Source organism: Streptomyces olivochromogenes (assembly GCF_021538895.1).
Taxonomy (GTDB): domain Bacteria; phylum Actinomycetota; class Actinomycetes; order Streptomycetales; family Streptomycetaceae; genus Streptomyces; species Streptomyces olivochromogenes_A.
Window position 1 is genome coordinate 35582 of record NZ_JADDRL010000026.1, and the last position, 22821, is coordinate 58402.

21 protein-coding genes, 1 pseudogene and 1 riboswitch are annotated in these 22821 nt (G+C 72.1%); of the genes and pseudogenes, 6 read left to right on the top strand and 16 right to left on the bottom strand.

Annotated features, from left to right (window positions below):
* Positions 1–132 precede the first annotated feature (132 nt).
* A complete protein-coding gene (locus IPZ69_RS15735; protein ID WP_235454742.1) occupies positions 133–912 on the top strand; it encodes an alpha/beta hydrolase in 780 nt (259 codons plus the stop codon).
* A complete protein-coding gene (locus IPZ69_RS15740) occupies positions 905–1504 on the top strand; it encodes a hypothetical protein (RefSeq protein WP_235454743.1) in 600 nt (199 codons plus the stop codon). Before IPZ69_RS15735 ends, IPZ69_RS15740 begins: the two co-directional genes overlap by 8 nt.
* A gap of 45 nt (positions 1505–1549) precedes the next feature.
* Here the strand turns inward: IPZ69_RS15740 and IPZ69_RS15745 are convergent, their stop codons facing one another.
* The 6 genes from IPZ69_RS15745 to IPZ69_RS15770 all read right to left on the bottom strand — a co-directional run bounded on the left by IPZ69_RS15745 (position 1550) and on the right by IPZ69_RS15770 (position 6679).
* Positions 1550–2305: an endonuclease/exonuclease/phosphatase family protein gene (locus tag IPZ69_RS15745; protein WP_235454744.1), complete on the bottom strand. Its 756-nt coding sequence runs from the start codon at positions 2303–2305 to the stop codon at positions 1550–1552.
* Between the two features lie 171 nt (positions 2306–2476).
* A complete protein-coding gene (locus tag IPZ69_RS15750; protein ID WP_235454745.1) occupies positions 2477–3430 on the bottom strand; it encodes an ROK family glucokinase in 954 nt (317 codons plus the stop codon).
* A gap of 55 nt (positions 3431–3485) precedes the next feature.
* On the bottom strand, positions 3486–3977 hold the full coding sequence (locus IPZ69_RS15755; protein ID WP_235454746.1) for a DUF5304 domain-containing protein: 492 nt from the start codon (positions 3975–3977) through the stop codon (positions 3486–3488).
* Between the two features lie 110 nt (positions 3978–4087).
* Positions 4088–5257 (bottom strand): ArsA family ATPase, encoded by a 1170-nt coding sequence (locus IPZ69_RS15760; RefSeq protein WP_235454747.1) that lies wholly within the window; start codon positions 5255–5257, stop codon positions 4088–4090.
* Between the two features lie 54 nt (positions 5258–5311).
* Positions 5312–5755 carry an SRPBCC family protein gene (locus tag IPZ69_RS15765; protein WP_235454748.1) on the bottom strand — a complete coding sequence of 148 codons (444 nt, stop codon included), beginning with the start codon at positions 5753–5755 and terminating at the stop codon, positions 5312–5314.
* Between the two features lie 126 nt (positions 5756–5881).
* Positions 5882–6679 carry a metallophosphoesterase family protein gene (locus tag IPZ69_RS15770; RefSeq protein WP_235454749.1) on the bottom strand — a complete coding sequence of 266 codons (798 nt, stop codon included), beginning with the start codon at positions 6677–6679 and terminating at the stop codon, positions 5882–5884.
* A gap of 316 nt (positions 6680–6995) precedes the next feature.
* Between IPZ69_RS15770 and IPZ69_RS15775 the strand changes: the two genes are divergently transcribed.
* Positions 6996–8792 carry an AMP-dependent synthetase/ligase gene (locus IPZ69_RS15775; RefSeq protein ID WP_235454750.1) on the top strand — a complete coding sequence of 599 codons (1797 nt, stop codon included), beginning with the start codon at positions 6996–6998 and terminating at the stop codon, positions 8790–8792.
* Between the two features lie 19 nt (positions 8793–8811).
* Here IPZ69_RS15775 and IPZ69_RS15780 read toward each other — a convergent pair whose 3' ends face one another.
* The gene (locus tag IPZ69_RS15780) at positions 8812–10449 is read right to left on the bottom strand and encodes a GMC oxidoreductase (protein WP_374293277.1); all 1638 of its coding nucleotides are present in this window, start codon (positions 10447–10449) and stop codon (positions 8812–8814) included.
* A 55-nt stretch (positions 10450–10504) separates the two neighbouring features.
* A complete protein-coding gene (locus IPZ69_RS15785) occupies positions 10505–11647 on the bottom strand; it encodes a glycosyltransferase family 4 protein (protein ID WP_235454751.1) in 1143 nt (380 codons plus the stop codon).
* Positions 11648–11737: 90 nt separating this feature from the next.
* On the opposite strand from IPZ69_RS15785, the gene IPZ69_RS15790 reads away from it, so the two are divergent.
* Positions 11738–13012, top strand: coding sequence for a glycosyltransferase 87 family protein (locus IPZ69_RS15790; RefSeq protein ID WP_374293278.1), 1275 nt, complete (start codon positions 11738–11740; stop codon positions 13010–13012).
* A 181-nt stretch (positions 13013–13193) separates the two neighbouring features.
* On the opposite strand, the gene IPZ69_RS15800 is transcribed toward IPZ69_RS15790, so the two are convergent.
* The 5 genes from IPZ69_RS15800 to IPZ69_RS15820 all read right to left on the bottom strand — a co-directional run bounded on the left by IPZ69_RS15800 (position 13194) and on the right by IPZ69_RS15820 (position 18483).
* Complete coding sequence (locus tag IPZ69_RS15800) at positions 13194–14384, bottom strand: hypothetical protein (RefSeq protein WP_235454753.1); 1191 nt, start codon at positions 14382–14384, stop codon at positions 13194–13196.
* A 27-nt stretch (positions 14385–14411) separates the two neighbouring features.
* Positions 14412–15422, bottom strand: a complete 1011-nt coding sequence (locus IPZ69_RS15805) for a C40 family peptidase (RefSeq protein ID WP_235454754.1) — start codon at positions 15420–15422, stop codon at positions 14412–14414.
* Positions 15423–15617: 195 nt separating this feature from the next.
* On the bottom strand, positions 15618–16652 hold the full coding sequence (locus tag IPZ69_RS15810) for a C40 family peptidase (protein ID WP_235454755.1): 1035 nt from the start codon (positions 16650–16652) through the stop codon (positions 15618–15620).
* A gap of 211 nt (positions 16653–16863) precedes the next feature.
* Positions 16864–18207 carry an NYN domain-containing protein gene (locus IPZ69_RS15815; RefSeq protein ID WP_235454756.1) on the bottom strand — a complete coding sequence of 448 codons (1344 nt, stop codon included), beginning with the start codon at positions 18205–18207 and terminating at the stop codon, positions 16864–16866.
* Between the two features lie 36 nt (positions 18208–18243).
* Complete coding sequence (locus tag IPZ69_RS15820) at positions 18244–18483, bottom strand: hypothetical protein (protein ID WP_235454757.1); 240 nt, start codon at positions 18481–18483, stop codon at positions 18244–18246.
* A gap of 154 nt (positions 18484–18637) precedes the next feature.
* Here IPZ69_RS15820 and IPZ69_RS15825 point away from each other — a divergent pair, with 154 nt between their 5' ends.
* Both IPZ69_RS15825 and IPZ69_RS15830 read left to right on the top strand, forming a co-directional pair.
* Positions 18638–19384, top strand: coding sequence for a rhomboid family intramembrane serine protease (locus IPZ69_RS15825; protein WP_235454758.1), 747 nt, complete (start codon positions 18638–18640; stop codon positions 19382–19384).
* Entirely contained in the window at positions 19381–19662 is a 282-nt protein-coding gene (locus IPZ69_RS15830; RefSeq protein ID WP_235454759.1) for an Lrp/AsnC family transcriptional regulator, read from the top strand. The genes IPZ69_RS15825 and IPZ69_RS15830 overlap by 4 nt, the downstream gene beginning before the upstream one ends.
* A 77-nt stretch (positions 19663–19739) precedes the next feature.
* Here IPZ69_RS15830 and IPZ69_RS48085 read toward each other — a convergent pair.
* The 3 genes and pseudogenes from IPZ69_RS48085 to trpD form a co-directional block, all read right to left on the bottom strand.
* Positions 19740–19898, bottom strand: a pseudogene (locus IPZ69_RS48085) (aminotransferase class V-fold PLP-dependent enzyme); the annotation flags it as partial.
* Between the two features lie 12 nt (positions 19899–19910).
* Positions 19911–21272: an aminotransferase class V-fold PLP-dependent enzyme gene (locus IPZ69_RS15835; RefSeq protein WP_235454760.1), complete on the bottom strand. Its 1362-nt coding sequence runs from the start codon at positions 21270–21272 to the stop codon at positions 19911–19913.
* Between the two features lie 190 nt (positions 21273–21462).
* Positions 21463–21579: riboswitch (SAM riboswitch) on the bottom strand.
* An 86-nt stretch (positions 21580–21665) separates the two neighbouring features.
* Entirely contained in the window at positions 21666–22730 is a 1065-nt protein-coding gene (trpD, locus tag IPZ69_RS15840) for an anthranilate phosphoribosyltransferase (RefSeq protein ID WP_235454761.1), read from the bottom strand.
* Positions 22731–22821: the final 91 nt, after the last annotated feature.

The window sequence follows — 22821 nt, forward strand, 5'->3', positions numbered from 1 at the left end:
TTTCCGTCGGTCAGACCTTAACCCGGAGTGCGGGCAATGGGACCGACGGCCCTGGTCGGTGTCAGTGCGGTCGCGTACGGTGAAGCACATCTGGTGTCGTTCACGCCCCACTCATGGACAGGAGACCGAAAAGTGCCGGTTCTCCCCGGAGCCGAGCCGTACCGCCACGAGGGCGGGGAGGTGGGTGTTCTCCTCTGTCACGGCTTCACCGGCTCGCCGCAGTCGCTGCGCCCCTGGGCGAAGCATCATGCCGCGCACGGGCTGACGGTGTCGCTTCCGCTGCTGCCCGGGCACGGCACGCGCTGGGAGGACATGCAGCTCACGGGCTGGCAGGACTGGTACGCGGAGGTGGACCGCGAGCTGCGCCTGCTGCGCGAGCGCTGCGCGCGGGTGTTCGTGGCGGGCCTGTCGGCGGGCGGGGCGCTGGCCCTGCGGCTGGCGGCGAAGCACGGCGCGACCGTCGACGGCGTGGTGCTCGTCAACCCGGCGAACAAGGTGCACGGCTTCGCCGCGTACGCCCTGCCGGTGGCCCGGCACCTGGTGCGCACGACGAAGGGCATCGCCAGCGACATCGCGAAGGGGGGCGCCGCACTGGTGGGCTACGACCGGGTGCCGCTGCACGCCGTCCACTCCCTGCGGTCCTTCTTCCGCATGCTGGACGGTGAGCTGCCGCAGGTGACCCAGCCGCTGCTGCTCCTGCACAGCGCGCAGGACCATGTGGTGCCGCCCGCCGACTCGGTCCGCATCCTGAGCCGGGTGTCTTCCACAGACGTAACGGAGGTCGTGCTGGAACAGAGTTACCACGTGGCGACGTTGGACCATGACGCGGACCGGATCTTCGAGGAGAGCCTCGCCTTCATCGGCCGGCTCGCACCCAGTGTCGGCAAGGAAGGGACGGCCGCAGTTGGCTGAGCACGACTCCGACCGCGAGGATCGCGAGCCGGACGAGAAGGGTGTGCCCTTCGACGAGGAGGCCGCCTGGGCGGCGATCGTCGCCGGGTACGGCACGGAGCCGCCGGACCCGCCGGGCGCCCGGCCGTACAGGCCGGTCGAGGATCTCGCGCTGCCCGAAACGGACACGACCGAGGACGGCGCGGACGCCAAGGACGCCGCGGACGGCAGGAGCGGCAAGGACGCCAAGGACGGCAAGGGGGAGCCCGCCAAGCCGCTGGGGAGCTCCGTGTCCTTCGCGCCCGGCGTGGGCCCGCGGGACTACACGGCGCCGGAGCCGTCCGACGACGACTTCGACGAGGACGACGAGGGCCACTTCGTGCCGCCCGAGCCGCCGCCTCTGCCCGCCGCCGACACGACCGCCAAGTTCGCCTGGCTGGGCGTGGTGGGCGGTCCGATCCTGCTCCTGCTGGCCGTGCTGCTCGGCTGGGACATGACGTGGTGGCTGGCGACGCTCGGCATCGGCGGCTTCCTCGGCGGTTTCGTCACGCTGGTCACGCGCATGAAGACGGACGACGGGGACGACGATCCGGGGCGGGGCGCGGTCGTCTGAGCGGGGCGACCGGCCGGCGCCGCGGGCATGCGGCGTCCTACGGCCTCACGCCGCGGGAATTCTGAGGGCGGCCAGGACCGGGAGGTGGTCCGTGGCCGCCCTCAGGTCTGCCTCGGTGATGCCGGGATGATCGAGCGGGACCCCGCAGCCCAGGACCTCGATGCCCTTCGTCGCGAAGATCGCGTCGATGCGCTGGTGGGGGTCGGCGGGGGTGGAGGTGTACTCGCCGCCCCAGGGGGCGGTGGCCCGGCAGTCCTGGAGGCCTTCGGCAAGGCGCCGGAAGGTGGGGCCGCCGGGGCGCTCGTTGAGGTCGCCGCCGACGACGGCGTGCTCCGCGTGCATTCCGGCCAGCCGGTCGAGGAGCATGCCGGCCTGCTCGTGGCGCTCGTCCTTCTGCAGGCTGAGATGGCAGCTGAGGACGCCGAGGCGGGCGCCGGCGATGCGGACGACGGCGGTGGCGAAGCCGCGTCGGTGCAGGCCGGGGGTGAGCGGGAGGAGGACGTCCTCGGTCCGCTCCACGGTCGCCCGCAGGGAGCACAGGATCGCCGGTCCGGCCGCGGTGGCGCCGCCGGTGAGGAGGACCTGGCCCGAGGCCGCCGCGAGCCGGGCGAGCTTCTTGCGCCAGCGGAAGAAGCGGGGGGCCTCCTGGATCAGGACCAGGTCGGGGGCGCAGGCGGTGATCACACGGGCGAGGGCGGTGGTGTCGTCGCGCATCGAGCGGATGTTGTAGCTGAGGACGCGGACGACTGCGGAACCGTCCGGCTCCGTGCGGGAGTTGGGGAGCGGTGGGGGTGTCGGCATGGCGTCAATTTACGCCGGGGACGGGGTTCGGCCGCCCAATGGCTCGGGGCGCGAGGCTCGTGTGCGACTGCCGGATCTCCGTGGCTTGTCGCGCCCACGCGGCACAGCCGCATGTCTACACAGCCTCGCGCCCCTGAGGAAGGCACGGTCAATATGTATTGAAAAGTGGTGCTACATGATCGGGTCGGGCTCGCGGGCCAGGTCTGCCGCTCCGACCAGGCCGGCCTTGTTGCCCAGTTCGGCGGCGATCACGTCGGCGACCGGGCGCCAGTTGCCGCCGACCAGCCAGCGCTTGTACGACTTACGGATGGGGTCGAGGACCAGTTCGCCCTCTTCGGAGAGGCCGCCACCGACGATGAACGCGGAGGGGTCGAAGAGGGAGGCCAGGTCGGCGAGGCCGGCACCGGCCCAGCGGGCGAGCTCACGGTAGGAGTCCACGGCGACCGGGTCGCCCTGGCGGGCGGCCATGGAGATGTGCTTGCCCTCGATGCCCTCGGGGGTGCCGTCGCCGAGGCCGAGCAGGATCTCGGCGGACTCGGGGGTGGCGTTGGCGCGCTGCTTGGCGTATCTGACCAGGGCGCGGCCGGACGCGTACTGCTCCCAGCAGCCCTGCGAGCCGCAGCCGCACAGCAGGCCGTCCGGGACCATCCGGATGTGGCCGAACTCGGCGGCCACGCCGAAGTGGCCGCGGCGCAGCTTGTTGCCGATGATGATGCCGCCGCCGAGGCCGGTGCCGAGCGTGATGCAGATGACGTTGCGGTGGCCCTTGCCTGCGCCGAACTTGTACTCGCCCCACGCGGCCGCGTTGGCGTCGTTCTCCACGACGACCGGGAGGCCGACGCGGGCCTCGACCTTCTCCTTGAGCGGCTCCTGGCGCCAGTCGATGTTGGGGGCGAAATAGACGGTCGAGCGCTGCCGGTTCACGTATCCGGCCGCACCGATGCCCACGCCGACGATGTCGTGCCCGGCGCGCGCGCCCTCCACCGCGGAGGCGATGGCGTCCACGATGCCCTCCGGCGTGCCCGGGGTCGGCACCTTGAAGGTCGAGAGGATGTTGCCTTCCTCATCGACCACGCCGGCCGCGATCTTCGTGCCGCCGATGTCGACGCCGATGGTGAGTCCCATGAATCCCTCAGTTTCGGTCGAGCCCCGCTACGGCCAACCGTACCCGAGGGGGCTGTCAGTCCAAGTCGATGTGTTCGCCGGGGCTGGTGCCTTCGCCCCGGTCCTTGCCGTGGCTGAAGTCGTCCTTCAGGTCTGTAGGGCCGGAGGTCCAGCGGCGTTCCTGGTTCTGGACCGCGGAGCGGTAGGCCGCCAGCAGTTCGTTGCCGGCCGCCGCGAGATGGTCGAAGACGTCCGGGTTGCGCTCTATGACGGGCTCGACGGCGGCCTTGGCCTGCTGCACGACCTGCCGCACCACCTGCTGGGCGGCGGGCCCGGCGACCGCGCCGAGGAGCGGGTTCTGGAGGCCGGACAGCTTGTCGGCGACGGCGTCGACGAGTTTGCGCAGTTCCTCTGCGGCCGAGCCCGGGGGCGTCCCGTACTCGGCACGGCGGCGAGCCCGCTCGGCCTCCAGGTCCTCGGCACAGGCCTTGGCCCAGGCGTCCTCGTCGGTCACCCGCACGTCGTCGTCCGCCGCGGTGGCGTCAGGTGTGGGGTGCTCTTCACTCATGACGGACTCCTGACTACGGTTCGTCTCTACGACGTTACCCGAATGGGCGTACGTGGTTCACCGCCCGCGGAGCGGACTCCCTCGTCCCTCCGGCGCGGGGCGAGGTGGAATCACTTCTCCCGCGGCCACAGCTCGGGGTCGGGGGCGAAGCGGATGCGCAGTTCGCCGTCCCGCAGCGCGGCGCCCGCGACGGTGCAGCGGCGCAGGGCGGACGGCAGCGGGACGATCCGGCGGAACCGGCCGGCCGTGAGGACGAGCTCGTCCGTGCGCCGGACGAGGTCGAGTTCGTCGCGTATCGCGCCGGGCAGCGGGATGTGCCAGACGAGCACGCCGTCCTCGGCGATCCGGTCGGTGACCGGCCACTCGACCGGGGTGGCCGCCGGGTTGACGCCGGGCACGGCGAGGGCGGCGAGGTCGTCGCCGCCGTGCGGGTCGCGGCCGAGATGGGCGACCGCGTGGACGTCGTACGTCTCCTGCCAGTCGGCGAGGGCCTTGCGCTGCTGGGCGACGAGCGAGGCGAGCCAGCCGTCCGCGGTGCTCTCGGGCAGGACGCGGTTGGCGACCAGGTTCTCGGGGCGCAGGCCGCGCACGGCGAGGCCGAGGCCGGCGGTGCGGACGGCGTCGGCGCCGGCCGGGCCGGGTTCGGCGACGAGGTGCACGGCGGTGCGGCGGTCGGTGAGGACGGCCTCCACGGCGGCCAGTTCGAGGTCCCAGCGGGCCGCCGTTTCGTAGAGCCAGTCGGCGGGCATCGGGACGCCGGCGAGACGGCCGAGGACCGGGCGCAGGGCGCGGGCCGCCTGCCGTTCCGGCGGGAGCAGTCGGCGCAGATAGCGGCGCAGTTCCTCCGGGAGGGCGAGCAGGGCGAGGGCCTGCGCGGTGGGCGGGAGGTCGACGACCAGGAGGTCGTAGCGCTCGGAGAGGGCGGCGTCCCGCAGGGCGCGCAGGAAGGACAGTTCCTCGGCCCCGGGCAGTGGGGTGACCTCCTCGGCGTCCAGGCGCGCGGCGCCGAGCAGGTCGAGGACGCCGGCGGCGCGTTCCTGGAAGGCGGTGAGGTCGTCGCGGAACCGTTCGGTCGCGTCCGGGCGCCAGGCCGTCAGGTGCGGGGCGACCGGGCCGGGGACCGGTCCCGTCGCCGCGCCCAGCGCCGCCCCGAGGGTGTCCGTGCGGTCCGCGCTGAGGACGAGGGTCTCGCTGCCCTCGCGCGCGGCCCGCAGCGCGGTGGCAGCGGCAACGGTCGTACGTCCGGATCCGCCGGGGCCCGTGATCAGGATGGTGCGCATGAGGGTGAACGGTACCTTCGCGCGGAAGGCCCGGACGCCGCCCTGCTTCTCGCCCTACTTCTCGCCCGACTCCACGCGCTTCTTCAGGCCGGCCAGCGCGCGGTCGATGATGACCTTCTCGGCCTTGCGCTTGATCATGCCGAGCATGGGGATCTTGACGTCGACGGTGAGCTGGTAGGTCACCTCGGTGGCGCCGGGGCCCGCGGGCCTGAGGAGGTAGGAGCCGTCCAGGGAGCGCAGCATCTGGGACTTCACCAGGGTCCAGGAGACCTCGTTCTGCCCGGTCCAGGTGTAGCCGAGGGTCTGGTCGTCCTTGATCGCGCCGGCGTCCATGACGAGGCGGACCTGCTCGGCGCGGCCCTGGTCGTCGGTCTTGAGGACCTCGGCCTCCTTCACCTCGCCGGTCCAGTCCGGGTAGCGGGCGAAGTCGGCGATCACCGCCATGACGTCGGCCGGAGCCGCCTCGATCGTGATGCTCGAACTGGTGTGTTCCGCCATCGCCGTGGCTCCTCCAGATGCGGGCCGTTAGTCAGGTCGCCGTGCGCGGGCGTGCGCACGTGTGTGCAGCGTGAAGGCTACCGCGCGCCCGACCAGCCGCATTCACCCCGTCCGCGCATGGGCCGTTCACCATTCCAGCGCCCAGGGTGTGCCCGTCCCGGCGAAGTGCCCCACGTTCACGCACTCGGTCGCCCCGATCCGCATCCGCCGCACCAGCGGCTGGTGGACATGTCCGAAGAGCGAGTAGCGGGGCCGGGTGCGGCGGATGGCGTCCAGCAGGGCGCGGCTGCCGCGTTCGAAGCGGCGCGCGACCGTGTCGTAGACCAGCTCCGGCACCTCCGGCGGTATGTGCGTGCACAGCACGTCGACCTCGCCGATTGCCTCGATCTTCGCGGCGTACTCCTCGTCGCTGATCTCGTACGGCGTCCGCATCGGGCTCTTCAGCCCGCCGCCGACGAAGCCGAAGGTCCAGCCGCCTATCTCCACCCGCTCACCGTCCAGGACGGTGGTGCCCGGCGCGGCGTACTCCCGCCACAGTGGCGGCATGTCGACATTGCCGTAGGTGGCGTACGTCGGGGCCGGGAACGCGGCGAACATCTCGGCGTACTGCTTGCGCACCGCCCCCTCGATCGCGGCGGCCCGGTCGTTGCCGATGCCCGCCCACAGCCGGGCCCCGAACGCGCGCGCCTCCTCGTAGCGGCGGGCGGTGCGCAGTTCCACGATGCGGTCGGCGTTCGCCGTCCCGAACAGGTCCGGGAAGATGCCGCGCGAGTGGTCGGCGTAGTCCAGGAAGAGGACCAGGTCACCCAGGCAGATCAGGGCGTCGGCGCCGTCGCCGGCCCGGGCCAGGTCACGGGCGTTGCCGTGCACATCGCTGACCACATGGACGCGTGTCCTGCGGTTGCCGACGGGTGTAGGTGCCATGGTGATCAAGGGTAGGGGTGTGCGGGCCAGGTGAACAGTGGCGGCCGGACCTGCGGTTACTGGCCAGTCAGGAAGGGCGTGGACTACCGTACGCCAAGGAACACCAACCTGTGTGACGCAGCGAACATCTCGCCGGGACCCCCTGTCGAAGAAGCCATACCGGCGGGTAACGTCCGGGCAGTCCCATCGTGCTCTGGAATTCAACCAACGAGCCCGCGTGGCTCGTGGCGGACTCTCGAGCACGAGCCCGAGCCGTGGACCGCACCGTCGCATCGCACAACGTCGTGGCGCCGGCGCCCTATGAGGAGCAGCAGTCTTGCGCGAGTTCAGCCTTCCGGCTTTGTACGAGGTCCCTGCGGACGGCAATCTGACCGACATCGTCCGCAGAAACGCCGCGCAGCATCCCGACGTCGCCGTCATCGCCCGCAAGGTGGGCGGTGCCTGGCAGGACGTGTCGGCGACCGTCTTCCTCGCCGAGGTGCGAGCCGCCGCCAAGGGCCTCATCGCCTCCGGCGTGCGGCCCGGCGACCGGGTCGCGCTGATGTCCCGCACCCGCTACGAGTGGACGCTGCTGGACTTCGCGATCTGGAGCGCGGGCGCGGTCACCGTGCCGGTGTACGAGACCAGCTCCCCGGAGCAGGTGCAGTGGATCCTCGGCGACTCGGGCGCGACCGCCGCGCTCGTGGAGCTGGACACCCACGCCGCCGCCGTCGAGTCGGTGCGCGACCGGCTGCCCGCGCTCAAGAACGTCTGGCAGATCGAGGCCGGAGGGCTGGCGGAGCTCGGACGGCTCGGTCAGGACGTCGCGGACGCGACGGTCGAGGAGCGCAGCTCGCTGGCGAAGGCCGACGACCCGGCGACCATCGTGTACACGAGCGGCACCACCGGCCGCCCCAAGGGCTGTGTGCTCACCCACCGCGCCTTCTTCGCCGAGTGCGGCAACATCGTCGAGCGGCTGCGCCCGCTGTTCCGCACCGGCGAGTGCTCGGTCCTGCTGTTCCTGCCGCTGGCGCACGTCTTCGGCCGCCTGGTGCAGGTCGCGCCGATGATGGCGCCGATCAAGCTGGGCTGCGTCCCGGACATCAAGAACCTCACCGACGAGCTGGCCGCGTTCCGGCCGACGCTGATCCTGGGCGTCCCGCGCGTCTTCGAGAAGGTCTACAACTCGGCCCGCGCCAAGGCCCAGGCGGACGGCAAGGGCAAGATCTTCGACAAGGCCGCCGACACGGCGATCGCCTACAGCAAGGCGCTGGACACCCCGTCGGGTCCGTCCCTCGGCCTGCGGATCAAGCACAAGACGTTCGACAAGCTCGTCTACAGCAAGCTGCGCGCGGTGCTCGGCGGCCGGGGCGAGTACGCCATCTCGGGCGGCGCCCCGCTGGGCGAGCGCCTGGGCCACTTCTTCCGGGGCATCGGCTTCACGGTCCTGGAGGGCTACGGTCTGACCGAGTCCTGCGCGGCGACCGCGTTCAACCCCTGGGACCGGCAGAAGATCGGCACGGTCGGCCAGCCGCTGCCGGGCTCGGTGGTGCGGATCGCGGACGACGGCGAGGTGCTGCTGCACGGCGAGCACCTGTTCAAGGAGTACTGGAACAACCCGGGCGCGAGTGCTGAGGCGCTCGCCGACGGCTGGTTCCACACCGGTGACATCGGCACCCTCGACGAGGACGGCTACCTCAGGATCACCGGCCGCAAGAAGGAGATCATCGTCACCGCGGGCGGCAAGAACGTCGCCCCGGCCGTGATCGAGGACCGTATCCGGGCGCACGCGCTGGTCGCAGAGTGCATGGTGGTGGGCGACGGGCGGCCGTTCGTGGGCGCACTGGTCACCGTCGACGAGGAGTTCCTGGACCGCTGGGCCGCCGAGCACGGCAAGCCCACGGGCTCCACCGCGGCGTCGCTGCGTGACGACCCGGATCTGATCGCTGCGATCCAGACGGCGGTCGACGACGGCAACGCCGCGGTGTCGAAGGCGGAATCGGTGCGGAAGTTCCGCATTCTGTCCTCCCAGTTCACGGAGGAGTCGGGCCACCTCACGCCGTCCCTGAAGCTCAAGCGTGTCGTGGTGGCGAAGGACTACGCGGCCGAGATCGAGGCGCTCTACCAGAAGTAGGGCGGCCCCTGACGGCGCGTCATGGCGCGGTGTCCTCGACGAGGACCCGCGCCATCGTGCGCTCGGCGAGAGCGGTGATGGTGACGAACGGGTTCACCCCGATCGAGCCGGGCACCAGCGAGCCGTCGGTGACGTACAGCTTCGAACAGCCCTTCACTCTTCCGTAGTCGTCGGTCGCCCTGCCCAGCACGCAGCCGCCCAGAGGGTGGTACGTGAAGTCGTCGGCGAAGACCTTGCTCGTCGAGCCGAACAGGTCGTACCGGTAGATCGTGGCGTTGGCGTAGTTGATCCGGTCGAACAGCTTCTTGGCCATGCCGACCGAGACCGCGCTCTGCGCCGCCGTCCAGCCGAGCTTCACCGAGCCCGAGGCCGCGTCGTAGGTGAACGACGCCCGTTCCGGGTTCTTGGTGATCGCCAGGTAGAGGCTGACCCAGTGCTCGAAGCCCATGGGCAGCGGGGCGATCTCCGCGAAGACCGGATTGGCGGTGTTGGCCCAGTCGTCGATGCCGAGCACCGGCATGGTCGCCTGGTTGGCGCCGACCGTGTCCCAGACGTGGTTGGCGCGCCCCAGCATGGTGTTGCCGTTGGTGCCCCAGCCGGCGCCCACGGAGGCGTTCAGGTCGGGCAGGGTGCCGGTGTCCCGGGCGCGGACGAGGAGTTCGGTGGTGCCCAGGCTGCCGCCGCCGAGGAACAGGTACGTGCAGCCGTACTGCTTGGTCTCGACGACCTTGCCGGCGTTGTCGATCCGGTCGGCGGTCAGGACGTACGTCCCGTCGCTCGCCCGGCTGACGGTGCGCACCTTCTCCAGCGTGTGGATGGTGACGTTGCCGGTGCCGAGCGCGGCGGCGAGGTACGTCTTGTCGAGGCTGCGCTTGCCGTAGTTGTTGCCGTAGATGACCTCCCCGCCGAGCGCCGACCTGGTGGCGGTGCCGGCCGCCTCGCGCTGCATGTAGCCGAAGTCGTAGACGTTCGGCACGAAGGTGGTCTTCAGGCCCGCGTTGCCGGCGGCCTTGCGTGAGGTGCGGGCGAACTTGTACCACTCGGTCGACTCGAACCAGGACGGGTCGACGGTGTTCACGCCGAGCATGGAGCGGGCGCGCGGGAAGTACGTGCCGTACATCTCCGCGGCGTCCACGGTCGGGAACTGCTCGGTGAAGTACGACTGGAGCGGGGTGACCGCCATCCCGCCGTTGACCAGGGAGCCGCCGCCGACGCCCCGCCCGACGTACACGGACATGTCGGCGTAGTGCACGCGGTCGAGCACGCCGGGGTAGGCGCCGATGTCCTTGTTGACGAGGTCCAGCCACAGGAAGGTGGCCAGCGGTGCCTCGGTGCGCGTCCGGAACCACATGGAGCGCTGGTCCGGGGCGCTGGTGGAGCAGAAGATCTTGCCGTCGGAGCCGACGGTGTTCCAGAGCCGGCCCATCTCCAGGACGAGGGTGCGGATGCCGGCCTGGCCGAGGCGGAGGGCGGCGACCGCGCCGCCGTAGCCCGAACCCACCACGATGGCGGGGGCGTTGTCGGTGGCGGCCGGTTCGGCGGCCCGCGCGGACTGGAGGCCGATGCGGGTGAGACCGGCCGCGGCGGCGGTCTGCAGGGCGACCATGCCGAGGATTTGACGTCTAGTCAGCTGACGCTGCATCAGTTTTGCTGTCATGTGCGCAGCATGGGCGGATTTTCTCCTTCCGCCTAGAGCCGCGCGACAGCAATGTCTACAGCAGCGCCTTCAACTTCTCCGCCAGCAGGTCCCAGCGCCACCTCTCCTCGACCCACTGCCGTCCCCGCTCGCCCATCCGGCGGCGCAGCTCGGCGTCCCCGAGGAGGGTGACGATGCGGTCGGCGGCGTCCTTGGGCGAGCCGCCGCGGACGACCCATCCGGTCTCGCCGTCGAGCACCGCGTCGGGTGCCCCGCCGGAGTCGCCGGCGACGACGGGCAGCCCGGTGGCGGAGGCCTCCAGGTAGACGATCCCCAGCCCCTCGACGTCGAGGCCGCCGCGCCGGGTCCGGCAGGGCATGGCGAAGACGTCCCCGGCGCCGTAGTGGGCGGGCAGCTCCGACCAGGGAACGGCGCCGGTGAAGCGCACGGAGGCGGCGACCCCGGTCTCCCGCGCCAGCCGGCGCAGGTCCTTCTCGTAGGGCCCGCCGCCGACGATCAGCAGCACCGCGTCCGGCTCCTTGGCCAGGATGAGCGGCATGGCCCGGATCAGCGTGTCCTGGCCCTTGCGCGGCACGAGCCGGGAGACGCACACGACGACCGGCCGCTCGGTCAGCCCGAGCCGCTCGCGCACCTCGGCGCCGCCCGACTCCGGGTGGAAGGTCTTCTCGTCCACGCCGGGCGGCAGCTGCACCATGCGGGCGGCCGCCTGCGGGGTCAGCGCGGTGGCGATCCGCGAGCGCGTGTACTCGCCGAGATAGGTGATCGTGTCCGTGGACTCCCCGATCCGGCGCAGCAGCTGCCGCGCGGCGGGCAGCTGGGCCCACCCGGCCTCGTGCCCGTGGGTGGTGGCCACCAGCCGCTCGGCGCCGGCCCTGCGCAGGGCCGGCGCCATCAGCCCGAGCGGCGCGGCCGCCCCGAACCACACCGACGTGCAGCCGTGCTCGCGCAGCAGCCCGACCGCCCGCCGGGTCTTCTCGGGCGCGGGCAGCAGCATCGTCGTACGGTCCCGTACGACCGTGAAGGGCTGCTCGGCGTCGAACGCGGCCGTGGCCTCGACGCCCTCCCGGCTCCGCTTCCAGGTGGAGGCGTAGACGACCAGCCGGTCCGGGTCCAGCCGCAGCGCCATGTTGTGCAGGAACGCCTGGATGCCGCCCGGCCGGGGCGGGAAGTCGTTGGTCACGATCAGGGTCTTGTGCATCGCCGCCGACCCTACCCAACCCGGGTGACCGACCGCTCGGGGGAGCCGTCGGCCGCGCCTCACGGGCCTCGCACAGGTGCGCGGGGGATCATGTGGCCGCACCCAGGCGGACCGACGACAGGGGCTCAGGTGGCGAGAACGGGCGCGGCACGGTCCCTGGTCCTGCCGCTAGTGGTCTGGGGAGCCGCCCGGACGGTCCTGCTGCTCTACGTCCTGCGGGTGTTCGTCTTCCCGGGCGTGGACGTCACGACCGACGTCTGGGTGATCTACCAGGGCTGGTACGAGACACTGTGCCAGGGCACCTTCCCGCTGGACGACGTCACCTGGCAGTACCCGCCGGCCGCCGCGCTCGCGATCCTCTCCCCCGCCCTGCTGCCCTTCCTCGACTACGCCATCGCCTTCTTCGTGCTGGCCCTCCTCGCCGACCTGGCCGTGCTGTGCGCGCTGCTGTCCGCGGGCCGGCGCCCCGGCCGCAGCCCGCACGGCGCCTGGGTGTGGATCGTGGGCGTCCCGCTGCTCGGCCCGACGGTGTACGCCCGCTACGACGTGCTGGTGACCGCGGTGGCGGTGGCCGCGCTGCTCGCGGGGGCCCGGCACCCGCGGGTGATGGGGGCGCTGGCGGGGTTCGGGGCGATGGTGAAGGTGTGGCCGGCGCTGCTGCTCGTGGGGGCCGTGCGGCGGGGGGCGTGGTCCGCGGCGGCGGTGACCGCGGGCGCGCTGGCCGCGCTGTTCGCCACCGCCATGCCCGGGGCCTTCGCCTTCCTCGCCTTCCAACGCGACCGGGGCACCGAGGTGGAGTCGGTGGGCGCGCTGGTCTTCCACGTGGCCCGGCACTTCGGCTGGAGCGGCGAGATGCTGCTCAACTACGGCTCGGTGGAGTTCCTCGGCCCGTACGTGAGCGCGGTGAGCACGGCCGCCCTCGCCCTCACCGGCGCGACCCTCGGCTGGCTGCTGCTGTGGCGGCTGCGGGCGACCCGCTTCGGGCCGCACACGCTCGCGGACGCGGCCTTCACGGCGGTGCTGCTGTTCACGGTCACCAGCCGGGTGATCAGCCCGCAGTACCTGGTGTGGCTGATCGGTCTGGCCGGTGTCTGCCTGTGCCACCGGGAGAGCCGGATGCGCCCGCCCGCCCTCCTGCTGCTCGCCGCGGCCCTCGTCACAGTCCTGGAGTTCCCGGCGGGCTTCGCGCACGTCGTGTCCAGCGACGCGTACGGCGTCGGACTCCTCGCCCTGCGCAACGGCCTGCTGGCCGTCGCCGGCGTCCTGGCGGCCCGGCGGCTGTGGCGCTCCACCGGCTCCGGGGCTCCGGTGGTCCCCGTGCCACCTCAGGCCGCCCGTACGAAGGAGAGCCCGGTCTCCTCCTGACGCCGGGCCCGCCGCCGCAGCACCGCGACGGCCGCGCACTGCACCGCCGCCGCGAGCGCCGGCGCGAGGCGCCGCGGGCAGGCTCGACCAGTGCACGGAGGACGGCGCGAGTGCCGCCCCGCGCCGCGTGCTCTCACTGACCGCCGTCGGCCGCGAGGACCTCCTGAAACCCGCGGCCCGCTCAGTCCAGCTGGGCCCTCAGGTAGTCGCGCCACCGCTCGGTGAACTCCTCCGGCGTCGTCCCGAGCACCTTGCGCAGCGCCTCCTCGACCGCGCCCGCCCGTTTCCCGTGCTTGCCGACGGCGCGGTAGAACTCGCCGAGCCGGACCTCGCCCCAGTGGTCGGCGATCATCCGGCAGGCCAGCCAGCCGCTCTCGTAGGCCTGGGCGAGCCTGGTGGCCTCGCCGCTGAAGCCGAAGTCCCGGTCCGGCGGCAGCTGCCGGGGCAGCTTGCCCTCCTGGACGGCGCGCGCCAGCTCGGGCGCGGCCTGGACCGCCGTACGGCCCGTGCCGAGGTAGCCGATCCAGTCGGCGTAGCCCTCGGAGAGCCACAGCGGGGTGGCCGCGGTCGTGTCCGCGCGGGTGGCCACATGGGTCGCCTCGTGGGTGAGCACGACCTGCCGGCCGGTAGCGCCTAGGAGGGCGTACGCCTCCGGGTTGACGACGATCCGGTCCGCGGGCGCCCTGCCCGATCCGCCCGCCTCGCCCGTGGTGACCGCGGCGATCCCGCGGTAGGAGGAGGCGGGCGAGCCGAGCAGGCCCGCCATGTCCTCCAGGGAGTCCGGTACGAGCACGACGACCCGCCGCGCCCAGTCCGTGCCCCACGCCTGCGACACGGCCGGCACCGCGCGGTCGGCCAGCGCCGCGTACCCGCGCAGCGTGTGGCCGGTCTGTCCGACCCCGAGGATCAGGCTGTGCTCGCCCTTGACGGCCGCCACCTCGCCCTGGTCCCACAACAGCTCGTCGGCCTTCTTCGCGGGCCGGTCCGAGGCGACGTACCAGTGCCCGTCGGCGGTGCGGCTGAGGCCGAGCGTGCGGGCGGCGGTGACCGGGGCCCGGTCGTAGCCGCCGACGCGGTAGCTGAGCTCGGCGTCGGCGGTGGCGGCGGAGCCGTCGCGGTGCAGGCCGGTCAGCCGGTAGCTCCAGGACGCCAACGGGACGGAGCGGACGTTCTCGTACGGGGCGCGCGTGCCCGTGCGGCCGTACGCCGTCTCGTCGTGGCCGAGCAGGGCCACCGCCCGGCGGTCGAGCACCTGCTGCACCTCGGTGCGCGCCGTGTCGGCCGTGGGCCGCCCGCCGCAGCCGGCCAGGGGCACGAACAGCAGACAGAGCCCCGCCACCGCGGAACGCCACGCCCGTCTACGACCAGCCACTTCCCGATCGTACGGCCCGCCGCGGGGTCAGACCCGGGTGACCGACGAGACGGGCATCATCCCGACCGGGTCGTAGCGGACCGCGGCGCCGGGATAGGGGGCGTGGATCACCTGGCCGTTGCCCACGTACATCGCCACATGGCTGGCGTCGGAGCGGTAGACGACGAGGTCACCGGGCCGGGCCTGGGAGAGCGGGACCTGCCGGCCGGCGTACCGCTGCTCCTGCGAGGTGCGCGGCAGCTGGATCCCGGCATGCTCGTACGACCACTGCATCAGGCCCGAACAGTCGAAGCCGGAGGGGCCGTTGGCGCCCCAGACGTAGGGGCGGCCGAGCGCGGAGCGGGCGGCGGCGAGAGCCGACGCGGAGCGGGCGTCCGGGGCGACCACGCCCGAGACGTCGGGGAAGTGCAGGCGGCCGTCGCGCGAGGCCCGCTCGTAGGCGGCACGCTGCTCGTTCGGCAGGGAGTTGAGCAGCCTTCGGGCCTTGGCGAGCTTCTGCTCCACGGTCCGCTTGTGCGTGGCGACCGCCGTCCGGCTCTTCTCCAGCTCGGCGAGCTTCCCGGCGGCCTCGGAGCGCTCCTGGGCGAGTTGGCGCAGGGCCGACCGGAGCTCCTTGAGCTCGGCCGCCTGACGGGCGCCGATCCGGTCGAGGGTGGACGCCTTGTCGAGGTAGTCGGCCGGGTCGTCGGAGAAGAGCAGGGCCACGGTGGGATCGATGCCGCCGGAGCGGTACTGGGCGCCGGCCAGCGAACCGAGCGCCTCCCGCATGGTGTTGATGCGCTCCTGCTGCCGGGCGATGTGGTCCTGCGCCAGGCCCACCTCCCGGCGCAGCACGCCCGCGCGTTCCCCGGCCCTGTCGTAGGCCTGGGTCGCCCGCTCGGCCTCCGTGTAGAGGCGGTCCACCTCGGCACGGGTGTCGGTGTGCGGAGCGGCGCTCGCCGGTACGGCGCCGAAGGCGGCGGCCGCCGCGGACAACATGCACAGGGCTACGGCTCCCCGGTCGAACCCGGACGGTACAAGGCGGCGATGGAACCCCACGGGAAGCCGCGCTCCTTCCGCTGGCGGACGTCTGACTGCTCGAAAGCTCGCCAGACAGTAGCCGCGCGGACACACACCGTCCAAAGGCCACAGGGGCCGCACAACGCGACGCCCCGCCGATGACGCAGGTCACCGGCGGGGCGTGGAGTCAGTTTGGGTTGTCGCGAATCGCCCGTTCGGGCGGCAGCCGCAGGGTCAGACGCGGACGCCGAACTGGAACGGCATGTTGCCGATCGCCTCGTAGCGCACGACGGCACCGGTGTGCGGGGCGTGCAGCACCTGGCCGTTGCCGGCGTAGAGGCCGACGTGGTGGGCGTCGCCGTAGAAGATGACGAGGTCGCCGACCTGGAGGTCGCTCTGGCTGTAGATGCGCGTACCAGCGCCGGCCTGGGCCTCGGAGGTACGCGGGATGGAGACGCCGGCCTGGGCGTAGGCCCAGGAGGTCAGGCCCGAGCAGTCGAAGGAGGACGGGCCGGAGGCGCCGTAGACGTAGGGCGAGCCGAGCTTGCTCTTGGCGGCGGCGAAGGCGGCGGCGGCCCGGCCGGAGGCGGGGGTGTCGTTGCCGAGGTCCACGCGCTCGCTGGCGGAACGGCTGGCGCGAGCCTGGTCGGCGGCGAGCGCCGCCTTCTCCTTGGCCGTCAGGGTGTTGAGCAGCTTCTGCGCCTCGGCGAGCTTGCCCTGGACTTCCTTCTTCTTCTTGCCCAGCTCGGTGCGGGTGGAAGCGAGGTCCTTGAGCTTGTCGGTGGCTTCCGTCCGCTCCTGGGCCAGTTCGCGCTGCTTGTCCTGAATCTTCTTCAGGGCCTCGACCTGCTGGCCGCTCAACTGGTCGAGCGTGGAGGCCTTGTCGAGGTAGTTGTCCGGGTCGGACGAGAGGAAGAGCTGGAGGGACGGGTCTATGCCGCCGGACCGGTACTGGGCGGTGGCCATCGAACCCAGGCCGTCGCGCAGCTTGTTGAGGTCCTCCTGGCCGCGGGCCACGTTGTCCTGGATGGTGGAGATCTCCTTCTGGAGCTTCTCCTGCTTCTCCTTGGCCCCGTTGTACTTCTCGGTGGCCTGCTCCGCCTGCTCGTAGAGCTTGTCGACCTTTGCCTTGACCTCGTCCTTGCTGAGCTTCTCGCTCGGTGCCGCGTTGGCGGCGTTCGCGCTCAGGACGACGGCAGCGGCGGCTGCGGTGGTCAGCACGGTCACGCGCGTGCGGCTCGGCTGCTTGGGTCGACGGTGGGACGCCACGGAGACGGGCTCCTTCTTTTGAGTGATCACCCGTGTGGAGGTTCGAGCCCAGACCCTAGTGACCTTGCTGTGATCAGTTCAAATCCTCACACCAAAAAATCCTGTCCCGCAATCCATTCTTTGCACACAACTCACACGCGGTGATCCCCGATTGACGCTACGTCGAGCGACGATTCGACCAATTCGGTCATTGCGTATGCGCGTTGAATGTTCAGGACAGTCGCTTGAGAAGTACCGCAGACGCGACAGGTCGGGCACCGGCCTTCGCGACCCCGTCGGCGACCTCGCGGTCGGTCGAGGCGACGATCACCGGGCGGCCCGGCGGCTCCGCGCGGACGAGCTGGCGGATGAGCTCGTCGGCGGTGACGCCCGGCTTGGAGAACAGCACCCGGACGCCCCGTGGGGGCGCCAGCAGGACCGGCGCGGCCAGTTCGGCGCCGTCGAAGACGCACGTGACCTCGGCGCCGGTCTGCGCGGCGAGCTGCGAGAGCTGACCGAGCAGCCGCAGCCGCTGCTTCTCCAGCGGCATCTGCGGATAGCCGGTCTTGGTGACGTTGTAGCCGTCGACCACCAAGTGCGCCTGCGGCAGGGCGAGAAGCTGGTCGAGAATGGCCGGATCGCTGTCGGACAGCGCCCGTGCGGCGATGTCCTTCGGGGTCATTCGTCCCGGTTCGACCGCGTCCACGGTCTCGGCCGGGCGCACCGAGACGGGCGGCAGGGCCAACTCCCGGCGCAGCCCCTGGGCCGCGTCCAGGACGGTGTCGAGCAGCAGCCGTACGCGCATGTCCTCGACGCTGCGCCCCTCACGGGCCGCCCGGCGGGTGGCCTCCAAGGTGGCCTCCGCCTCCCCCAGACGGGCCTTGAGCCGCCGGTTCTCGCTCTCGGCGGCCGAGACCTGCGCGTGCCCCTCCGTGCGGACGGCCTCCATCTCGCCGTGCGCCTTGCGCAGTGCCGCCTCGCCGCGCTTCACGTCGCTCTGGGCCGCACGCAGCTTGCGATGAAGCGATTCCGCTTCCTTCTTCGCCGACTCCAGCTCGACGCGCAGCCGCTCCGTCTCGGCCCGGATCTGCTCGCGGGCCCGGTCCAGCTCCTCGCGCAGCCGCTCCAGTTCGGCCCGGCTCTCCTCGTCGGCGCGCTCGGCGTCCGCCCGCTGGGCCTCCTCGCCGGCCGCGGTCACCAGCTTCACCCAGCCCGTGGGGCGCAGTACATAGGCCGCGGCCGCCACGTCGAGCGGGTCCGCGGCCGGGGGCGGCGAGCCGGAGTCGAGAGCGCCGGCGAGTTCCGGCTGGGCCTCTCTCAGTTTCTCGCCGATGCGCTGCCGGAACAGTGGGTCGGTCTCCAGGGCCGCGGCCATGGCGTTGCCCGCGAACTTGGCCCGACGGTTCGGGGCGAACCGGGCGTACTGCCGCAACTGGGCGGGCAGTTCGCCGACGGTCAGCCCGCCGAAACCGTCCGAGACGATCTGCACGACCCGGCGTCGCACACCGTCGGGCAGCGGACGGTCAAGCACCTCGGCGGTGCCGTCGCCCGGCCCCCCGCCTGTGGTCTCCACCATCCGTCACACCCCATCACCTGTGCGGGCCGCTCCTGCTCAGGAGTCGGCGCCCGGCCTGTCCACGAGTTCCACCTGGTCCACCGCGTTGCACCAGCGGCAGCGGACCGACTCGATGGTCTCACTGACCACCTCGCGCTCCTCGACCTTCGGCTCACCGGCCAGGTCGAGATGGACGTACTCGACGACCTTCGACGAGCGCGTCACGTCGAAGCGCGTGAGGTTGCCGCAGAGGGTGCAGCGCCAACGCGTCGTGGTGGTCGGCAGGGGAACCGGCATCGTGGCTCTTCGCTTCCTTCTGTGTCCGTGACGCGCCGTCTGCCCGGCGCGTGTGGCTCGTAACCCTACGGCCTGGCGGGTACTCGTCGCCCGTCTGTCCACGGCGGCGAGGCGGTCTGTGCCAGTGCGTCCCGTTACGTCATGCTCTGTGTTCATGATCCGCAACTGGAGCACGGCGACCGGCAGGACCCTCAGGGCGATCCGGACCTCCCCGGCGCCGATGACGTACGCCCTCATCGCCCTGTGCTGCCTGGTCTTCGTGACCGGCCCGGCATCCGGGCTCAATCCGGCGTACGGCTCCGGCGACGCGCTGCTCGCGGCGCAGCGGGCGTACTTCCGGCACTGGGGTGTCGTGCCCGCGGACCTGTTCGACGGCCCCGCCCGGGAGGCCCTCACGCCCATCACGGCCCTGTTCGTGCACGGCAGCTGGGTGCATCTGCTCGGCAACATGCTCTTCCTCTACGTCTTCGGGGCGATGACCGAGGAACGGATGGGCCGCGTGCAGTTCACCCTGTTCTACGTCTGCTGCGGATATCTGGCCCTGCTCGGCTACGCGGCCGCCAACGCCACCGCCGAGCAGTCGCTGGTCGGCGCCTCCGGGGCGATCTCGGCGGTCCTCGGCGCCTTCCTCTACCTGTTCCCCGGAGCCCGTGTCACCAGTCTCCTCCCGTTCCTGTTCTTCCTCCCGCTGCGCTTCCCCGCCTGGGTCGTGCTGCCCTTCTGGGTGGCCCTGCAGTGGCTGGCGGCGGGCCGCGCTCCCCAGGGGCCCGGGGTGGCCTATCTCGCGCACCTGGTGGGCTTCTCGCTGGGCTTCGTCTTCGCGTGGGTGCGTTTCGGACGGGCGACTAGAGTGAAGGCCGCCCCAGCGACGCCGGCCTCCGAGGGAGAGAACCAGCCGTGATCACCGCGATCGTGCTCATCAAGACCAGCGTGGACCGGATCCCCGAGATCGCGGAGCGGATCGCCTCGCTGGACAGCGTCAGCGAGGTCTTCTCCGTCACCGGCACCTACGACCTGATCGCCATGGTCCGGGTCCAGCAGCACGAGGACCTGGCCGAGGTCATCCCCGGCCGCATCAGCAAGATCCCGGGCGTCGAGGCCACCGACACGCACGTCGCGTTCCGCACGTACTCCCAGCACGACCTGGAGGCGGCGTTCTCCATCGGACTGGACAACTAGGACGGCCCCTGGCCGGGGGCCTGCGCGGCACCACGCCCCGGCGCCGCTGCGAGCGCCCCCGGGGCGTGGTGCCGCGGTCAGACCGCCGGGACGCAGCGGCCGTCCTGGGTGCGGTACTGCCACTTGGCGCCGTCAAGGACCAGTCCCTTCACGACACCGACAGAGCACTCGACGTGCCTTCCGCACCCGCCTCCCGGCGCCCCGGCCGAGGGCGCCGCTGCGAGCGCCCCCGGGGCGTAGTACCGGGTTCAGACCGCCGGGACGCAGCGGCCGTCCTGGGTGCGGTACTGCCACTTGGCGCCGTCGCAAACCAGTTCCCGTACGGCGCCGACGAAGCGCTCGACGTGCTCGTCCGGGGTGCCCGCGCCGAAGCTGACGCGGATGGCGTTGAGGGACTTCTCGCCGGGGGCGGCCTCGGGGGCGCCGCACTCGCCCTGGGCCTGCGGGTCGCCGCCGAGGAGGGTGCGCACCAGCGGGTGGGCGCAGAAGAGGCCGTCGCGCACGCCGATGCCGTACTCGGCGGAGAGCGCGGCGGCGAAGTGGGAGCTGTTCCAGCCCTCGACCACGAAGGACAGGACGCCGACGCGGGGGGCGTCGTCGCCGAAGAGGGACAGGATCCTGACCTCGGGGACCTCCGCCAGGCCCGCGCGGACGGTGTCGACCAGGTACCGCTCGCGGGCGACCAGGGCGTCGAAGCCCGCCTCCGTGAGCGCCTTGCAGGCGGACGCGACGGCATAGGCGCCGATGACGTTCGGCGAGCCGGCCTCGTGGCGGGCGGCGGTCTCGTGCCACTCCACGTCCACTCCCCCGTCCTCGCGCCGCGTGACCGCGCGGCTCGCGCCGCCGCCCGCGAGGTACGGCTCGGCCGCGCGCAGCCAGTCGGCGCGGCCGGCCAGGACGCCGGTACCGAACGGGGCGTACAGCTTGTGCCCGGAGAAGGCGACCCAGTCGACGTCGAGGTCCTGGACGGAGACCGGGTGGTGCGGGGCCAGCTGGGCGGCGTCCAGGACGATCCGGGCGCCGTGCGCGTGCGCGGCGGCGGCCAGCTCACGGACCGGCCACAGCTCGCCGGTGACGTTCGAGGCGCCGGTGACGCAGACCAGGGCCGGTCCGTGCGGGTCCCGGTCGGCCAGGGCGCGCTCCAGGGTCTCGACGGCCCGCCGCGGGGTGCGCGGGGCGTCCAGGTAGGTGACCCGGGCGTCCTTCCAGGGCAGCAGGGAGGCGTGGTGCTCGGTCTCGAAGACGAAGACCTGGCAGTCGGCGGGCAGCGCGGCGGCGAGCAGGTTGAGCGAGTCGGTGGTGGACCGGGTGAAGATCACCTGGTCGGCCTCGCGGCAGCCGAGGAACTCGGCGACCGTCCTGCGGGCGTTCTCGAAGAGGTCGGTGGAGAGCTGCGAGAGGTAGCCGGCGCCGCGGTGGACGCTGCCGTAGTACGGCGCGTAGGCCGCCACGTCGTCCCAGACGCGCTGGAGGGCGGGGGCGCTCGCCGCGTAGTCGAGGGCCGCGTAGGTGACTTCGCCGCCGGTCACGAGCGGGACGGTGACATCCCGGCCCAGAACGGGCAGCGGGGCACAAACGGACTGGGCGGGGACAGCGGTGGAGACAGACATGGGGGTACTCCCGTGAGGCAGGTGTGAACAACACGCGAGCGCACGTGCCTCGGGCACGGCTCGACGTGGGAAAGGGTGAAAAGGGGTGTGCGGAGGCGGGGCTCTGCGGCCCTATCGCATTCGCTTGCTCACGGAAGGCTCCCTCGACGACCAGGACCCCTGGTACTGCGCTCCTGCGGAGCGGGCGAGGGGTCCGCGCTTGCCGCAGACCTCGTTGCCTGCGACCTGGTCTTCACCCGGGGCACCCCGCCACGGACGGAGGGTTGCCGGACAGTCGGCCGGGGCCGAATGACTGTCACTCATGACCTGGTTCAGTATCCTGCCACACGATCTTCGGCGCGCAAGGCGCAGTCCGGCATCCGGACTGCGCCCCGCGTCACATCGTGCCGGGGGTCAGGCGTTGCTGACCGCCACCCAGCGCTCCAGCGTGCGCTTGGCCGCCCCCGAGTCGATCGACTCCGCCGCCTTGGCCATGCCGGCCCGCAGCTGCTCGGCCAGCGGCTCCCCCGTCGGATCCAGGGCCACCAGGGCCGCCGCCGAGTTCAGCAGCACCGCGTCCCGTACCGGGCCCTTCTCGCCGTCCAGCAGGCGCCGCGCGACCTCCGCGTTGTAGGACGGGTCGGCGCCGCGCAGGGCGTCCACCGGCACCAGTTCGAGGCCGACGTCGCGCGGGTCGAAGGTCTCCTCGGAGACCTTGCCGTCCCGGACGACCCAGACGTGGGAGGTGGACGTCGTGGTCAGCTCGTCGAGACCGTCGTCGCCGCGGAACACCAGGGAGGAGTTGCCGCGTTCGGCGAGGACGCCCGCGATGATCGGCGCCATGCGCGGGTCGGCGACACCGATCGCCTGGGACTTCACCTTCGCCGGGTTGGTCAGCGGGCCGAGGGCGTTGAAGACGGTCCGGATGCCCAACTGGCCGCGCGCCGCGGCGACATGACGCAGCGCCGGGTGGAACTTGACCGCGAAGCAGAAGGTGATGCCCGCCTCCTCCGCCACCTCGGCCACCCGCTGGGGGGTCAGGTCGAGGTTGACGCCGAGCTTCTCCAGGACGTCCGAGGAGCCCGAGGCGGACGAGGCCGCGCGGTTGCCGTGCTTGACGACCTTCGCGCCCGTGCCGGCCACCACGAGCGCCGACATGGTGGAGATGTTCACCGTCTTCGCGCCGTCGCCGCCGGTGCCGACGATGTCGACCGTGCGGCCCGACACCTCGATCACCTTGGCGTGCTCGTACATCGCCCGGACCACACCGGTGATCTCCTCGACGGTCTCGCCCTTGGCCCGTAGGGCCACCACGAACCCGGCGATCTGCGCGTCGGTCGCCTCGCCGCGCATGATCCGGTCCATGGCCCAGGCCGTCGCGTCGGCGCTCTGGTCACGGCCGTCGAGCAGGGCGTTCAGTACCTCGGGCCAGGAACGGCCCGCCGCGGTGTCGCCTCCAGCGGGGGTCACAGCGCTCATAAGCCGCTCCTGGGTGAGGTCCCGGATTCCGGGACGCGAGTCTCGACGAGGTCCACCCTATCCAGCCGCAGGACACGGCGAAGGGCCCCGT

Bases quoted from the DNA above. Each gene is read 5' to 3' on its own strand.
- IPZ69_RS15745 (WP_235454744.1), bottom strand. From the start codon at position 2,305: ATGCCGACACCCCCACCGCTCCCCAACTCCCGCACGGAGCCGGACGGT.
- IPZ69_RS15750 (WP_235454745.1), bottom strand. From the start codon at position 3,430: ATGGGACTCACCATCGGCGTCGACATCGGCGGCACGAAGATCGCGGCC.
- IPZ69_RS15755 (WP_235454746.1), bottom strand. From the start codon at position 3,977: ATGAGTGAAGAGCACCCCACACCTGACGCCACCGCGGCGGACGACGAC.
- IPZ69_RS15760 (WP_235454747.1), bottom strand. From the start codon at position 5,257: ATGCGCACCATCCTGATCACGGGCCCCGGCGGATCCGGACGTACGACC.
- IPZ69_RS15765 (WP_235454748.1), bottom strand. From the start codon at position 5,755: ATGGCGGAACACACCAGTTCGAGCATCACGATCGAGGCGGCTCCGGCC.
- IPZ69_RS15770 (WP_235454749.1), bottom strand. From the start codon at position 6,679: ATGGCACCTACACCCGTCGGCAACCGCAGGACACGCGTCCATGTGGTC.
- IPZ69_RS15780 (WP_374293277.1), bottom strand. From the start codon at position 10,449: ATGACAGCAAAACTGATGCAGCGTCAGCTGACTAGACGTCAAATCCTC.
- IPZ69_RS15785 (WP_235454751.1), bottom strand. From the start codon at position 11,647: ATGCACAAGACCCTGATCGTGACCAACGACTTCCCGCCCCGGCCGGGC.
- IPZ69_RS15790 (WP_374293278.1), top strand. From the start codon at position 11,738: ATGTGGCCGCACCCAGGCGGACCGACGACAGGGGCTCAGGTGGCGAGA.
- IPZ69_RS15815 (WP_235454756.1), bottom strand. From the start codon at position 18,207: ATGGTGGAGACCACAGGCGGGGGGCCGGGCGACGGCACCGCCGAGGTG.
- IPZ69_RS15820 (WP_235454757.1), bottom strand. From the start codon at position 18,483: ATGCCGGTTCCCCTGCCGACCACCACGACGCGTTGGCGCTGCACCCTC.
- IPZ69_RS15825 (WP_235454758.1), top strand. From the start codon at position 18,638: ATGATCCGCAACTGGAGCACGGCGACCGGCAGGACCCTCAGGGCGATC.
- IPZ69_RS15835 (WP_235454760.1), bottom strand. From the start codon at position 21,272: ATGTCTGTCTCCACCGCTGTCCCCGCCCAGTCCGTTTGTGCCCCGCTG.
- trpD (WP_235454761.1), bottom strand. From the start codon at position 22,730: ATGAGCGCTGTGACCCCCGCTGGAGGCGACACCGCGGCGGGCCGTTCC.